The following is a 13,533-nucleotide window of genomic DNA, read 5'->3' as shown; positions in this document are numbered from 1 at the left end:
GCAGTAAAGCTAGGCCTTTCAAGCCCCAATAGAAGCCACTTCTTGGTCAGTCAAATAACGGTATTCACCGGGCTCTAGTGCCTCATCTAGCACAATATGACCAATGCGCTCACGGTGAAGGCCAACCACTTTATTGCCTAAAGCAGCAAACATGCGTTTAACTTGATGGTATTTGCCTTCATGAATGGTCAGTAAACATTCATTCTCACCGACGACTTCCAATTGCGCAGGCAAGGTTGGCTCACGCTCATTACGCAGTTCAATACCCGTTAAGAATTGTTCGACATAATTCGCTTCAATAGGGTCTGCAAGCCAGACACGGTAGGTTTTGTCGCATTTGTGTTTTGGCGAGGTAATGCGATGAGACCATTGACCGTCATCGGTGATCAGAACCAAACCTGTGGTATCGACATCCAAACGTCCTGCAAAATGCAAGTCTTGAACATTCACTTCATCGAGCAAAATAAATGCCGTATGATTGAAGCCGTCTTCATGTGAGCAAACGTAGCCAGCGGGTTTGTGTAACATGATATAGCGCGGGCCATGCAAGATTAACTCACGACCTTGCCACTCCACCTCACACTCCTGCGTCACCTGCAATGAACCACTTTTTTGCGTCTTACCATTTACTGTGACATCACCACTTTTGATGATCTTGGTGGCTTCTTTACGTGTCGCACCTAACGCATCACACAAAAATTTATCTAACCGCATGATTACCTCATCTAAATCAAGTCAGGTATTATACGCAGCTAAAATGAAATAGTTGATCTATTTCACTGTTTTTATCCAGCGTTCAACAAGAGACAACGCGAGTTATGTACACACTTCGCCCTTATCAATCGGACTCGGTCAAAGCCGTGATCCACTATTTTCGTCATCACACTACGCCCGCCGTAATTGTACTACCGACGGGTGCAGGAAAAAGCTTGATCATTGCTGAGCTGGCAAGGCTTGCCAAAGGACGAGTCTTAGTACTAGCGCACGTGAAAGAACTGGTAGAGCAAAACCATGCCAAATACGAGGGCTACGGTTTGCAAGGCGCGGTATTTGCGGCAGGTTTAGGACGAAAAGAGACCGATCAACAGGTCGTCTTTGCTTCGGTACAATCCGTGGTGCGCAACCTCGATGCTTTTAAAAATCAATTTTCATTACTGGTGATTGATGAATGCCACCGCGTACCGGATGAGAAAAGTAGTAGCTATCAAAAGGTGATCACCCATTTAAGCGAGCTCAACCCGGGGATTAAAGTGTTGGGGTTAACCGCTACGCCTTATCGTTTAGGCATGGGCTGGATTTATCAATACCATACTCGCGGCCAAGTGCGCAGTGAGGAGCCTCGCTTCTTCCGTGACTGTATTTTTGAGCTACCGATCCGTTATCTGCTCGATGAAGCTTTTTTAACGCCAGCGCGAATGGTTGATGCCCCCGTGCTCAGTTACGATTTTTCGCAGCTAAAACCCGCCAATACCGGGCGCTACAAAGAAGCCGAACTCGACATGGTGATTGAGCAATCGAAACGTGCCACACCACAGATTGTTCAACAAATCATCCAACTAGCACAGCAAAAACAGGGAGTAATGATCTTTGCAGCCACCGTTCGCCACGCTCAAGAAATTGTGCAATTACTGCCCAACAACGAAACTGCCATCGTCATTGGTGACACGCCGACCCCTGAACGCGACACCATCATCAAGCAGTTTAAACAGCGCCAAATCAAATTCTTAGTTAACGTGTCGGTATTAACCACAGGTTTTGATGCTCCGCATGTTGACCTGATTGCGATTTTACGCCCCACCGAGTCCATCAGTTTATATCAGCAAATTGTCGGACGTGGGCTACGCTTATCCGCAGGAAAAACCGAATGTTTGGTATTGGATTATGCGGGCAATAACTATGATCTTTATCAACCAGAAGTCGGTGAGCCAAAGCCCGATCCCAACAGTGAAATTATTACCATTCCCTGTCCGGCCTGCGGTTTTAATAACAACTTTTGGGGTAAACTCGATGCCGCTGGTTTTTTGCTTGAACACTATGGTCGACGTTGCCAAGGCTATTTTACAGACGAAGAAAGTGGCGAACGAGAACACTGTGGTTACCGTTTTAGAGCAAAATATTGCGGTGAGTGCGGGGCTGACAACGATATCGCCGCACGTATCTGCCATGAATGTGACGCAACACTGGTTGACCCTGATAAAAAGCTCAAAGAAGCACTCAACCTCAAAGATGCATTGGTTTTTGAATGTATCGAAATGGATTTGAATGTACATAAAGATGCAAGTGGAAAAGCGCAACTGCGTGTTACCTATCGTGGTGAGAACGATGCGCAAGTCCACGAATTTTGGCCACTAACCACCAAGAAACAGAAACAGGTGTTCCACGACCAATTTGTGCGACCACACCTAGCCGATAAGCATCGCCCTTTTGATCAATCTTCACCAAGCAAAGTGGTGGCTCATCAACACCGTTTTCGTCCACCACAATTTGTCATTGCGCGAAAAGTGGGACGATTTTGGAAAATGCGCGATAAGATCTTTGAAGATGAGCTACAAAACCGATGATTCACTTTCTATTCATGTAAGGTCATTTATACTCTGTTCATCTTATTACAGGGGGGCGCAACATGTTGTTCAAAAAGGGTAAAGCTTTCGCACGCTTACTGCTGCTCTCATCATTATCCTTACCCACTTTAGCTGCAAGCAGTGATGTACACGATTGGGTTCAAGACACTTATAAGCCAGGAACCAAGGTAGAGATTGATGAGGATCAAGACGAGGTCTACGCGGCAGTTCAAAAAGGTTTAATTCATCCATTGTCTGAGCTTTATGCCACGATAGATAAAGAACTCAATGGCCGAGTTATCAAAGTAGAGTTAGATGAAGATGATGGTGAATGGGTCTACGAATTAAAACTGATGCATGACAACCGAGTTATCCGCGTAGAATATAATGCAAGCACATTAGAACTAATGGCTATTCGTGGCAGGAACCTACGCGACATCATCAAAAAATAGAGAATAACAATGAAAATATTGGTAGTCGAAGACGATCCTCGTCTTGGGGAACAAATTGTAGAAGCGCTTGAACAGACCGGCTGGGTGCCTGAATTATCACAAGATGGCATTGATGCACTCTATCGCGCCACATCAGAAGAGTGGGATGTGATTGTGCTCGACCTCGGTTTACCCAAGCTCGATGGGCTCACCGTATTGAAAGGCATTCGAGATGAAAACATTAATACGCCCATTGTGATCCTCAGTGCAAGAGACGGTTTGACTCAACGAGTCGAGGGCTTAAATGCAGGAGCGGATGATTACCTCACCAAACCATTTGAGATGGTGGAATTAACCGCTCGTATCCGCGCACAACTGCGCCGAGCATCAGGTAACGCTTCCCCTGTGATGCAAATCGGTGACTTAAGCCTTGATACTCGAACCTCTAAAGTGATGTGGCAAGGTCAAGCGGTGAGCTTGACGGCACTGGAATACAAAGTGGTTGCCTACTTCATGCACAATGCCGACAAAGTCATTTCACGGACTGAACTGGTGGAACACATCTACAAACAAGATTTCGATAGAGACTCCAACACCATCGAAGTGTTTATTGGCCGCATCCGTAAAAAAATCAATAACAACATTATCAAAACCGTGAGAGGACTGGGATACCAGCTTAATGCAAAATAAAACCTCGGCCTTAAAGCGCCTCAGTTTAAAAAGTCGTTTACTGCTCGCGGCAACGTTTTGGTTAGGTACCATGATTTTAGCGGCGGGAATTGGCATTCCCACACTGATCAAAGACTACCTAGTCAATGATGTGCAAAGTCAGCTACGCTTAGCGATGGATGAAATCACGGCGAACTTGGAAGCGACACCGCAAGGGAATCTAGTGCTGTCGTCGCGCCTTTCCGACCCTCGTTTTAGCCAACCCTACAGCGGCCTTTATTGGACGGCCTCAAGCCATGATCAATCGCTTCGTTCTCGCTCATTGTGGGATAAGCGCCTTACCAGCGAAAAACATGGCTTGAAAAGCATCGTCAAAGGCGCAAGAGATGAAAAACTGATCGTCATTGAACAAATCATCTACTTACCAGACTTCCCTTCTCCTATCACCATTACCATCGGTCTTGATGAAGCGCCATTACAAGACACTTTAAACAGCGTAATTAGCCAATTGTGGATGATACTAGGTCTGCTCTTCAGTGGTGTATTGGTGCTGATTGGCTTGCAAGTCAGTTGGTCATTACGGCCGTTAGGGAAAATGCAAAAAGAGCTGGCCGCATTGCGCAAAGGTCAACAAGCCAGTCTCAGTGACGAGTACCCAAAAGAAGTCTTTCCGTTAGTCAATGATTTGAATGCACTGTTATTCCACTATCAAGAATTGCTTGAACGTGCACGTAATCATGCAGGCAATCTCTCTCACGCTTTAAAAACGCCGATTTCTGTACTGCGCAATGAGATCGATCATCTTGATTTCGCACAACAGCAGAAACTCAGAACACCGATTGAACAGTTACAAAAGCAGATTGACTACCATCTAGGGCGCGCGCGCATGGCTGGCTCAATGAATATTCTTGCGGTAAAAGCCAATCCAAGCGAACGGGTAGATGCTATTTCTATGGCATTTGACAAAATTTACGCACAGCGTGAAATCACGTTAGTTAATGAGTTGGATTCTGATCTAGAGGTTGCCGTTGACCCAACCGATCTCGACGAGATGCTCGGCAACCTACTGGAAAATAGCTACAAATGGGCAGCTTCTTTGGTTCGAGTTCACGCAAAAAATCGAGAAGAAGGTTGGGTAGAAATCCACATCGAAGACGATGGCCCAGGTATTGCTGAGCAAGATCTGGCTAAAGCGGTACAGCGTGGCGTGCGCTTAGACGAAACAACCTCTGGATCTGGGCTTGGGTTGAATATTGTCAGTGAAATGGCGCACAGTTATCGCGGTACGCTAACCCTATCGACTAGCACCATGGGGGGGTTAAAAGCGGTGCTGACTTTTCGTTCGGTTTAATGGACGAAATCGAACTCGACATTAAGCAATAAAGACTGTCACGGTCCTTCGTAACACTGCAATAAATCGATGCTGCAAGGGATTTTCTATTGCCCCATCTTAGATAGAGTGCTAGTATCCGCGCTCGTTTTGTTAGTAATCATTAATTCACTATCAAAGCTATACCACATCAGCAAGGTCGCATTGCAGATGTGAAGTTTATTTTTACTAATTTGAGTGTAAAAACTATGAAATTCGAAGCAGTAGTACGTACTGAACTAGGTAAAGGTGCGAGCCGCCGCCTACGTCACGCGGGCCAATTCCCAGCAGTTGTTTACGGTGGTGAAGCAGCGCCAGTTGCTATCGCACTGGATCATTCTGACGTGATCAACCAAATGGACAAACCAGAATTCTACGAAGCAATTACTCTAGTAATTGATGGCGCAGAAGTAAAAGTTAAGCCACAAGACGTTCAACGTCACGTGTTCAAGCCAAAAGTTGAGCACATGGACTTCATCCGCATCTAATTTCCTACCAAGGAATTAGTTGGATAAAATCCAACCTTTTGCATAAAGACTATCGGCCTTACCATCCGAGAAATCTAAAAATTCGAAACCCCGATAGCTACCAACTATCGGGGTTTCACCGTTTTATAAGACCGTGTTATAACGGAAAGTCATTCAAACAAGAACATGGCTATTATGATCATCACGATTTCCCTCCCCTCATTGATTCATCGGCTTGGTGGAGAAAATGCGAAAAAAGCCAAAATGCTGGCGAGAGAATATCAGTGCGACCTGAAACGAATACGACGTTCCAGAAATTGGCAAATCAGTGGTGAGATAACGCAACTTGAATTATTGGCAAATCGGCTCAGAGAGCTTGATTCACTGGCCATGCAATTTTTAATAACGAGACTCAAAGACAAACTGGCAGAATATCAGGAACAGCTTGAACCCAAATCAGCCAAGTTGGTAAGGCTTGTTAAACAAAACCCATCAATCACTCTCGCCGAACTTATGCACATCACACACTGCACAATCGCAGAAGCACGCACCGCTCGTTTCAACGCAGACAGTTTTTGATTTAAGCAGAACGTAAAGACGAGAAGTAAGACGGGTATCTTTGGCGAATATAACGCTGTTCTTCAACCATGTGCTTAAAAGCAGGACCATTGGATAGTTGAACCACGACTTCATCTTGTTGAAAGCGCAGTACTTGACCTGCAATTTTGACTGTATTATTGCTGCGTAGCTGCACCGTACCAGACATCGATAGACCACAATATAAGGTAGTCACTCTCGGCATTGAAATACGAATGCCTTGCTCTGATATTTCACAGACATGGAATAGCTGATCATCAATTTTTACGGTAGGTCTTGCCCGCTTTGGATACTTTAAGCGGTAATATTGCCGTTTCTGTACAAAATCTGCATTGTCCATGGCGTCTATGCATCCTTTATCAAGGTTAATTACTTCTGCGTCATCATGATGCTACGCAAGTGTTGAGAGTCTACCATTTATTATCGGCTTCTGAAGTAAAAACATAATAGAAAGATAGGCAACCGCTATGAATCACCAATTCATCTCATTTGTGAACTCAAATACAATTGGTCAATAATGTAGGAAATTTATCACTGATCACGATAAACGTGAGATAAATCACTCTAAATCCTATATAGTGCACGGCTAAAATTAAGAACTGTAGGCTGTCTGCTTAAGGAACCCGTTAAATGTCATTTTCATCTCAAGGTTTTGCACCTGAACTTGTTAAAGCGCTTACTGAATGCGGCTATGAAAAACTTACCCCCATTCAGCGACAAGCCATTCCCGAGGCTCGTAAAGGGCATGATATTTTTGCAACGGCGCAAACTGGCACAGGCAAAACCGCAGCATTCGCACTGCCCGTTATTCAACATCTGTTAGATAGCGGCAAGCAACCTTCGCCTAAAACAGCGCGAGGCTTAATTTTGGCACCCACGCGTGAATTAGTGGCACAAATTGCCCAGAACATTAAAGACTACGTCAAGTACACCAAACTCAGTGTCGCTGCTGTTTACGGTGGAAATAAAATGTCTTCTCAAGTTCGTCAGCTTGAAATGGGTGTGGACATTTTGGTCGCGACCCCTGGCCGATTAGAAGAACATTTAAGTGAAGGTAATGTTTCACTCGCCAACCTTGAGTTTTTGGTTTTCGACGAAGCAGATCGAATTTTAGATATGGGATTCATCAATCCCGTGCGTAAAATCATGCTGGAAGTGGAAACCTCACCACAAATCATGATGTTCTCGGCCACTACATCCACTCAGCTTAACCAACTGGCGGGCGATATTTTACGCAAACCCAAGCGCATTAATGCCGATCGTGCCAATACCACGGCCGCAACAGTGGCGCATGTGGTTTACCCTGTCGATCAAGAGCGTAAAACGGAACTGCTGTCTGAACTGATTGGCCGCAAAAATTGGCAACAAGTCTTAGTGTTTGTGAACTATAAAGAGACGGCTAATGAAGTGGTGAAAGAGCTGAAACTGGATGGCATCAAGGCCGTGCTATGTCATGGCGATAAAGCACAAAGTGCACGTCGACGCGCTCTTGAAGAATTTAAAGAAGGCAAAGTGCGTGTCATGGTTGCGACCGATGTGGCTGCACGTGGTTTAGATATCGTCGACCTGCCACACGTGGTTAACTATGACATGCCATTTCTCGCCGAAGATTATGTACACCGCATAGGTCGTACTGGTCGTGCTGGCAAACAGGGACATGCTGTCTCATTTGTCAGCCGCGAAGAAGAGTTGACTGTTGTTCAGGTTGAAAACCTTATCCAGCAACGCATCCGCCGTGTTGAGCAGCCAGGTTATGAACCTAAACAGCGTGATGCCTACATTGAAAAACTTCACACAAAAGCGGCGTACAAAGATCGCCAAGGCCGTCGTAACAACCCAAATGACGAAAAGCCGGATCAAGCCTCAGCAGAACGTCGTTTGAACATGATGAATCGACTAAAAAATCGTAAGAAGTAAGCCATCACAACGAAAGAGCTGCAGCAATGCGGCTTTTTTCATCTCTGTGCATCCTATCTATGCTTCATCATCCCAAACGGTCATCTTTATTGGTTTCAATCCGTAAGTAGCACTGTCGTCAATTGCACAGCAAAGTGAAATAGTGAAGATTGTAATTAATGTGTATGCTAGAGCTCTTGTCTCTCAACACGGATTGATTAATGAGCAGTACTTTACTTCTGGCATTTATACCAACATTCTTTTTTGTTTCGATTACTCCAGGTATGTGCATGACATTGGCACTGAGTCTTGGGATGAGTATTGGTTATCGCCGAACTTTATGGATGATGATGGGAGAGATCGTCGGTGTGGCGTTCGTTTCCATCGCAGCCGTTTTGGGGATGGCTTCGATTATGCTCAATTACCCTTGGCTCTTTACCGGATTCAAAACCATCGGTGCCATCTACCTTGGCTATATAGGCATTCAGATGTGGCGCTCAAAAGGCAAGCTTGCCCTCAGTAGCGACTCACAAGTCACTCCCCATAACAAAGACTGGGATCTTGTCATGCAAGGTTTTGTGACCGCGATTGCTAACCCTAAAGGCTGGGCGTTTATGATCTCCCTACTTCCGCCTTTTATTAATAGTGAAGCACCACTTGCACCTCAACTATTACTGCTGGTGTCCATTATTATGGTCTCAGAATTTGTCTGTATGACACTTTACGCAACAGGTGGCAAGGGGTTAAAACGAGCTCTAGGGCATTCAAAAAATGTGCGTCTAATGAACCGAATTTCCGGCTCGTTGATGATAGGCGTTGGATTCTGGTTATTGATGAGTTAGTCGTTAAAGTAGTAGGCTCTGACTTTTGGTCAGAGCCTTAACCGTTAATTTAAAACTTTAGCTAATCTAAAACATTAGCATTCAATGCCTTGAGCAATACAATCTCTCGATTGATACGCTGTTTTTCAGCATCAGAAGCTTGGCTACTTTGCAAAATACGCGCATTGATCGCCTCTTCAGCCGCGGCCTTATTGGTAAAGAGCAGTGCTTTAACATTGATCGAGGCGATATTGCTATAACGCCCATCATCACTACTTGGTACATCAATTTGGCCACTATTAATTAGAGCTTTCACGATGGCACGTTCCGATTCATACCCTTGCAAACCTTCCAGCTTCCAACGTTGCATTAGTTTCCCTTCGTAGCGGCCTTGCTTCTCTTGGGTGAGATAGCGGATCGTTAGGTTTCTAATAGTTCCTTCCTCTTCGCCATATTCCGCTTCCGAGTCAAAAATAATCGGGAATGACCGCCCTTCAAGGCTACCCCCTTTCTGCGTCAAATGCCCCATTCGGTAACTATTCATACCCAACCGAATATCACTAGTATCATCAATCGGTTGTCCACCAGCAAAACGCAGATCTTTAATTCGCTTACCCGCAGGTTGAGTAAGATCAATGGTGTAAGTGACACCCGAAAAAAAATCATTGGTTGAGTATTTCGATGCGCGCCGCTTTGGATCAAAGCTATAAGTCACATCGCCTAGCGAGACGGAATTGAAATACCCAGCGGCCCACTCCATGTAGGTGCGCAGCTCTTTGCCGGTCATTTGGTAAACCGTAATTTCACCACCAGCATATTGATAGTTAAACGCGATATCTTTTGCTTTGATGGGGCCAGTATCAAGTTGAGCTTGGTCATTATCAATTTGCAGTGCGATCACGTTTGCTTTTGGCGCGTAGAAAAAACTGGCTTCCTGAAACAGCGCACTGATGCCGGTATCTTGAATATGCACTTGAGGGATACCGCGTATTTCATCATCAGGAACCAAGTCGACTCCGTCAAGTATCGCAATTTCGCGATTGGCATTTTCTCGTAAGCGTTGATGATAAGGTGCGTATAGCGTTTCCATTTTCGAATCAGAATCAACACCTTTCATAGGGTAGGTGAAGCTGTCTTTATGAACGAGCGTGTATTTGCCATCCTTTTCTTCAAATTGGAAATCGATTCGAGATAAAACGCGTCCATATTTGTCAGGCTCGGTAATGATGACACCGTTTACCGTCGCTTTATCAATTTTAGTGTGCATGTGGCCAGCAACAATGGCATCGATTTCTGGGTTAGCATTGGCAATATCAGATACGCCCGTATCTTTGATGTCGTTTTCGTTATCCAGCCCCATGTGCGCAACCAAAACGATCGCATCGACATCATTTTTTATCTGCCCAATCACTTTTTTTACTTCAAGTGTTGGGTTAGTGAAGCTCATGCCTTCAAGGCGATTAGTGCCTTCAGCAAACACTTGTGTCATCGGAGTATCCATTCCAATAATACCGATCTTGACGCCATTTTTTTCAATAATTGTTGCGGCGGGTAAGAATGGATTGCCATCGGGCCTCTGAATATTCCCGGCTAACGCTCGGCCTTTAAATTGTGTCAGGGAGCGATTTAATACCGATAAACCAAAATCAAACTCATGGTTACCCAGCACCCAAACATCGTAGTTCATCTCATTAAAACCGAGCATCATAGGGTCTACGGCTTCATGCTTAAACGTTTCAACAAAGTTTCCCTGAATCGTATCTCCCGCATCCACTAAAATAACGTTTTTATCTTGCTCTCGTATCTGTTTAACCTTGGTGGCGATTTGACTTAGGCTCCCCTGCATATTCAGTTTGTCAGCAGCATAATCCCATGGCATAAAATGCCCGTGAATATCGGAAGTACCAAGAATGGTAACCTGATGAATATCGCCATCAGCAGCGAAAGAAGAAGCGGCAATAGAAGCAAGTATTGCGCTAGTAACAATTTTTAGTTTCATAACATACTCATACGTATAAACAGGCTTTCATTAAAACAGAGTGGATATTATTGATTTTATAAATATGTTTATGTGATGGGGCCGCTCATTTGGTTGCAACACTAAAAAGCAATCACAAAATTTCGAGATCGATCTCTCTTTAAATAGATTCTATGGCTTAAAGAGCTTTAATCGAGCCAAATCAGGCGGTTAATTTTTAATCATAAAATTGAGCGAATTTTAAGCAGATCTTTGATTGACGCTGTACTGGATCGCTTCTATTTTTTCTATTGGTTACCACAACAATGGAGGTTATAGAAATGAAACGCGCAAGTTCCACTTATCGATTACAACTGATAAAAGATGTTGTAACGCGGCACCAACGTACGGATCCAATGGCGAACTATATTCAACAGCTTCTGACAGAAAAACCCAACATGGAACAACCCGATGTGAATAAACGTTTTCACGGTAATCATTTTGATGAACATGCTGGTGGTTGGGTCAGTGATTTTTGGGGAATGAAGTAATTGATTAAAACAGATCGCGCTGCGGGTTCGTTTCTGGCTCGGAATCTGCTTTGTTTTGCGCTTGTTGTTTCTGTTTTTTCCGCTTATAGCGCTGTTGGCATAATTTTATGACATGCAGTTGCTGCGCAGCAGTCATTGAGAGCCAGTTAAAACGCTCTTCCCTTTTACGCATACAGCCTTGGCAATAACCTTTGTCATCAACTGAACATACACCGATACAAGGGCTCAGCACTTTAAAAAATTCGAGTTGCTCCATGGTTACTCAATTATTTTTCCAATTTAATGTCCGCCACATAAGAGTAACGTGTGTCACTTCCTGATTGCAAACTGTGACGCATATAAAACAATCACCTTATACTGACAAAAACAGTACTCAATTTTATATACTGTGCGCGTTTTCCAAATTCTGGGGTCTAATACGATGAAGTTTAGTTCAAAAAAATGGCTAGCCGCAATTTCTCTACCTGTATTGGTGAGTGCCTGTGCAAGTAATGGTGATGTAGAAAGCATCACCGCTCAAGATTTGCAGCATCACAATTGGCAACTAGTGCAAATTGATGGCAAGGACGTGGTCAATAATGACAAACAAAAAGCACCGCGATTAGAAATCGGCGAAAAGATGATGGCTAGCGGTAACGCAGGTTGCAATAACTTTTTTGGGCAAGCTGAGCTAAAAGACAACCAATTCCGCATCGAAAAAATGGGCATGACCATGATGATGTGTATCGGTGATGTCATGGATACCGAGCAGGCGTTTTCTCAAACATTGTCAGATTGGAGCGAGATCAACCTGACTAAAGATAGCCTAACGCTTAAAAATGAGGTTCACACGCTCACCTTTACTTTACGTGATTGGGTAAATTAATTTCAGTCATTCTTCTCATGGCAGTCTTTTCCATCAGGCTGCCATTTCCGTAGACCACCTCACACATCATTCACCTATCTGCGACTTCTGCTTTTTCTTACCAATTCAGATCTTTTGTTTTTTTTCGTTCATAATGAATGAACATGGAAATATCTCCGGTCTATTCACTAAGTCACTGAATAAAGCGATCTTTAAGGATAATTATGAAAAAGCTCATCACCTTACTCTGCACGTGTGCCTTCGCATTTTCCGCGTCAGCGCAAACTTGGCAACAAACCACAGATGCAGCTAAAGGACAAACCGTTTACTTTCACGCGTGGGGAGGCAGCCAAGAGATTAATGAGTACATCCGCTGGGCAGGCAACGAGCTTCAAGATCGCTACGGTATCGAGTTAAAACAGGTGAAAGTGACCGATATTGCCGAGACAACAACACGGCTTATTGCAGAAAAGGCGGCCGCTAAAAATAATAATGGCAGTGTCGATCTAGTATGGATTAATGGTGAAAACTTTAAGTCCATGAAAAATAATGGTTTACTGTATGATCCATTTACGGAGCGTTTACCTAACTGGCAATATGTTGATTCCTCACTGCCGATCGATCAAGATTTTTCAGAGCCGACTCTTGGCCTTGAAGCGCCTTGGGGTGTAGGACAACTGGTGTTTATTTACGATCAGGAAAAGCTCAATAACCCACCCCGTTCATTTTCAGAAATGTTGAGCTACGCAAAGGCGTTTCCGAATCGTGTTAGTTACCCTCGTCCTCCAGAGTTTCATGGCACCAGTTTCCTTAAAGCCTTATTGATTGAACTAACAGAGAACGATGTTGCACTGTCTAAGCCTGTGGATGAACAAAATTTTGCCATAGTGACAGCACCTCTTTGGCGCTATCTTGATGAATTTCATCCTGTGGCCTGGCGTCAAGGCAAGCAGTTTCCCAGCGGCTCTGCTCAAATGCTGCAATTACTTGATGATGGTCAGCTTGATCTTTCCATCAACTTTAACCCCAATGCTGTTTTTTCCGCTCAAGCAAATGGAACGCTAGCGGCCTCTACCCGCTCCTACGCGTTTGAAACAGGGGCTCTTTCTAACATTCATTTTCTCGCCATTCCTTGGAATGCGAGCGCCAAAGAAGGCGCATTGGTTGCGATCAATTTCTTACTCAGTCCGGAAGCACAATCTCGTAAAGGTGATCTTTCCATTTGGGGAGATCCATCGGTATTACAAAATGAGTTCTTAAGTGGCAGCGCCAAGAAAACTCAGCTGTTTAAATCAATCGCCGAGCCACATCCAAGCTGGCAAACGGCGCTTGAAGCCGAATGGCAACAACGCTACGGCCACTAAAGAGAC

General features: G+C 44.4%; 15 protein-coding genes. 11 read left to right on the top strand and 4 right to left on the bottom strand.

From position 1 onward, the window contains the following. Positions 1-18: 18 nt before the first annotated feature. The gene (gene rsuA / locus AACT42_RS04845) at positions 19-714 is read right to left on the bottom strand and encodes a 16S rRNA pseudouridine(516) synthase RsuA (RefSeq protein ID WP_017044313.1); all 696 of its coding nucleotides are present in this window, start codon (positions 712-714) and stop codon (positions 19-21) included. Positions 715-818: 104 nt separating this feature from the next. On the opposite strand from rsuA, the gene AACT42_RS04840 reads away from it, so the two are divergent. The 6 genes from AACT42_RS04840 (at position 819) to AACT42_RS04815 (ending at position 6,076) form a co-directional block, all read left to right on the top strand. Further along, positions 819-2,561 carry a DEAD/DEAH box helicase gene (locus AACT42_RS04840; RefSeq protein WP_094133187.1) on the top strand — a complete coding sequence of 581 codons (1,743 nt, stop codon included), beginning with the start codon at positions 819-821 and terminating at the stop codon, positions 2,559-2,561. A 62-nt stretch (positions 2,562-2,623) separates the two neighbouring features. Beyond that, complete coding sequence (locus AACT42_RS04835) at positions 2,624-3,013, top strand: PepSY domain-containing protein (RefSeq protein ID WP_010318383.1); 390 nt, start codon at positions 2,624-2,626, stop codon at positions 3,011-3,013. A gap of 9 nt (positions 3,014-3,022) precedes the next feature. Then, a complete protein-coding gene (locus tag AACT42_RS04830) occupies positions 3,023-3,682 on the top strand; it encodes a response regulator transcription factor (protein ID WP_010318384.1) in 660 nt (219 codons plus the stop codon). Further along, a complete protein-coding gene (locus AACT42_RS04825; protein WP_094133188.1) occupies positions 3,672-5,012 on the top strand; it encodes an ATP-binding protein in 1,341 nt (446 codons plus the stop codon). The genes AACT42_RS04830 and AACT42_RS04825 overlap by 11 nt, the downstream gene beginning before the upstream one ends. Before the next feature lie 227 nt (positions 5,013-5,239). Further along, on the top strand, positions 5,240-5,518 hold the full coding sequence (gene rplY / locus AACT42_RS04820) for a 50S ribosomal protein L25 (protein WP_010318386.1): 279 nt from the start codon (positions 5,240-5,242) through the stop codon (positions 5,516-5,518). Between the two features lie 165 nt (positions 5,519-5,683). Next, entirely contained in the window at positions 5,684-6,076 is a 393-nt protein-coding gene (locus AACT42_RS04815) for a ribosome recycling factor family protein (RefSeq protein WP_017046183.1), read from the top strand. A 1-nt stretch (position 6,077) separates the two neighbouring features. On the opposite strand, the gene AACT42_RS04810 is transcribed toward AACT42_RS04815, so the two are convergent. Continuing rightward, on the bottom strand, positions 6,078-6,434 hold the full coding sequence (locus AACT42_RS04810; protein WP_017046184.1) for a PilZ domain-containing protein: 357 nt from the start codon (positions 6,432-6,434) through the stop codon (positions 6,078-6,080). A gap of 290 nt (positions 6,435-6,724) precedes the next feature. Here AACT42_RS04810 and AACT42_RS04805 point away from each other — a divergent pair, with 290 nt between their 5' ends. Both AACT42_RS04805 and AACT42_RS04800 read left to right on the top strand, forming a co-directional pair. After that, positions 6,725-8,011 (top strand): DEAD/DEAH box helicase, encoded by a 1,287-nt coding sequence (locus AACT42_RS04805; RefSeq protein WP_026027722.1) that lies wholly within the window; start codon positions 6,725-6,727, stop codon positions 8,009-8,011. A gap of 200 nt (positions 8,012-8,211) precedes the next feature. Further along, positions 8,212-8,832 carry a LysE family translocator gene (locus AACT42_RS04800; RefSeq protein ID WP_013857026.1) on the top strand — a complete coding sequence of 207 codons (621 nt, stop codon included), beginning with the start codon at positions 8,212-8,214 and terminating at the stop codon, positions 8,830-8,832. Positions 8,833-8,893: 61 nt separating this feature from the next. Here AACT42_RS04800 and AACT42_RS04795 read toward each other — a convergent pair whose 3' ends face one another. Then, on the bottom strand, positions 8,894-10,810 hold the full coding sequence (locus AACT42_RS04795; protein WP_094167989.1) for a bifunctional metallophosphatase/5'-nucleotidase: 1,917 nt from the start codon (positions 10,808-10,810) through the stop codon (positions 8,894-8,896). A 299-nt stretch (positions 10,811-11,109) separates the two neighbouring features. On the opposite strand from AACT42_RS04795, the gene AACT42_RS04790 reads away from it, so the two are divergent. Beyond that, positions 11,110-11,319 carry a hypothetical protein gene (locus AACT42_RS04790; RefSeq protein ID WP_026027723.1) on the top strand — a complete coding sequence of 70 codons (210 nt, stop codon included), beginning with the start codon at positions 11,110-11,112 and terminating at the stop codon, positions 11,317-11,319. 4 nt (positions 11,320-11,323) lie between these two features. Here AACT42_RS04790 and AACT42_RS04785 read toward each other — a convergent pair whose 3' ends face one another. Continuing rightward, entirely contained in the window at positions 11,324-11,575 is a 252-nt protein-coding gene (locus AACT42_RS04785; protein ID WP_013857474.1) for a DUF1289 domain-containing protein, read from the bottom strand. Between the two features lie 165 nt (positions 11,576-11,740). Here AACT42_RS04785 and AACT42_RS04780 point away from each other — a divergent pair, with 165 nt between their 5' ends. Both AACT42_RS04780 and AACT42_RS04775 read left to right on the top strand, forming a co-directional pair. Continuing rightward, positions 11,741-12,184, top strand: coding sequence for an META domain-containing protein (locus tag AACT42_RS04780; RefSeq protein ID WP_026028018.1), 444 nt, complete (start codon positions 11,741-11,743; stop codon positions 12,182-12,184). Between the two features lie 203 nt (positions 12,185-12,387). Next, the gene (locus AACT42_RS04775; protein WP_094133763.1) at positions 12,388-13,527 is read left to right on the top strand and encodes an ABC transporter substrate-binding protein; all 1,140 of its coding nucleotides are present in this window, start codon (positions 12,388-12,390) and stop codon (positions 13,525-13,527) included. The last annotated feature ends 6 nt before the right edge of the window (positions 13,528-13,533 follow it).

Origin of the sequence: Vibrio sp. V15_P4S5T153 (assembly GCF_963874485.1) — a bacterium.
Classification (GTDB): Bacteria; Pseudomonadota; Gammaproteobacteria; order Enterobacterales; family Vibrionaceae; genus Vibrio; species Vibrio anguillarum.
This window is presented reverse-complemented; position numbering and strand designations above follow the sequence as displayed.

Excerpts from the sequence above, each read along its gene's own strand:
- AACT42_RS04830 (WP_010318384.1), top strand. The coding sequence starts at position 3,023 with ATGAAAATATTGGTAGTCGAAGACGATCCTCGTCTTGGGGAACAAATT.
- AACT42_RS04790 (WP_026027723.1), top strand. The coding sequence starts at position 11,110 with ATGAAACGCGCAAGTTCCACTTATCGATTACAACTGATAAAAGATGTT.
- AACT42_RS04785 (WP_013857474.1), bottom strand. The coding sequence starts at position 11,575 with ATGGAGCAACTCGAATTTTTTAAAGTGCTGAGCCCTTGTATCGGTGTA.
- AACT42_RS04805 (WP_026027722.1), top strand. The coding sequence starts at position 6,725 with ATGTCATTTTCATCTCAAGGTTTTGCACCTGAACTTGTTAAAGCGCTT.
- AACT42_RS04795 (WP_094167989.1), bottom strand. The coding sequence starts at position 10,810 with ATGAAACTAAAAATTGTTACTAGCGCAATACTTGCTTCTATTGCCGCT.
- rplY (WP_010318386.1), top strand. The coding sequence starts at position 5,240 with ATGAAATTCGAAGCAGTAGTACGTACTGAACTAGGTAAAGGTGCGAGC.
- AACT42_RS04840 (WP_094133187.1), top strand. The coding sequence starts at position 819 with ATGTACACACTTCGCCCTTATCAATCGGACTCGGTCAAAGCCGTGATC.
- AACT42_RS04775 (WP_094133763.1), top strand. The coding sequence starts at position 12,388 with ATGAAAAAGCTCATCACCTTACTCTGCACGTGTGCCTTCGCATTTTCC.
- AACT42_RS04835 (WP_010318383.1), top strand. The coding sequence starts at position 2,624 with ATGTTGTTCAAAAAGGGTAAAGCTTTCGCACGCTTACTGCTGCTCTCA.
- rsuA (WP_017044313.1), bottom strand. The coding sequence starts at position 714 with ATGCGGTTAGATAAATTTTTGTGTGATGCGTTAGGTGCGACACGTAAA.
- AACT42_RS04825 (WP_094133188.1), top strand. The coding sequence starts at position 3,672 with ATGCAAAATAAAACCTCGGCCTTAAAGCGCCTCAGTTTAAAAAGTCGT.
- AACT42_RS04815 (WP_017046183.1), top strand. The coding sequence starts at position 5,684 with ATGGCTATTATGATCATCACGATTTCCCTCCCCTCATTGATTCATCGG.
- AACT42_RS04780 (WP_026028018.1), top strand. The coding sequence starts at position 11,741 with ATGAAGTTTAGTTCAAAAAAATGGCTAGCCGCAATTTCTCTACCTGTA.
- AACT42_RS04800 (WP_013857026.1), top strand. The coding sequence starts at position 8,212 with ATGAGCAGTACTTTACTTCTGGCATTTATACCAACATTCTTTTTTGTT.
- AACT42_RS04810 (WP_017046184.1), bottom strand. The coding sequence starts at position 6,434 with ATGGACAATGCAGATTTTGTACAGAAACGGCAATATTACCGCTTAAAG.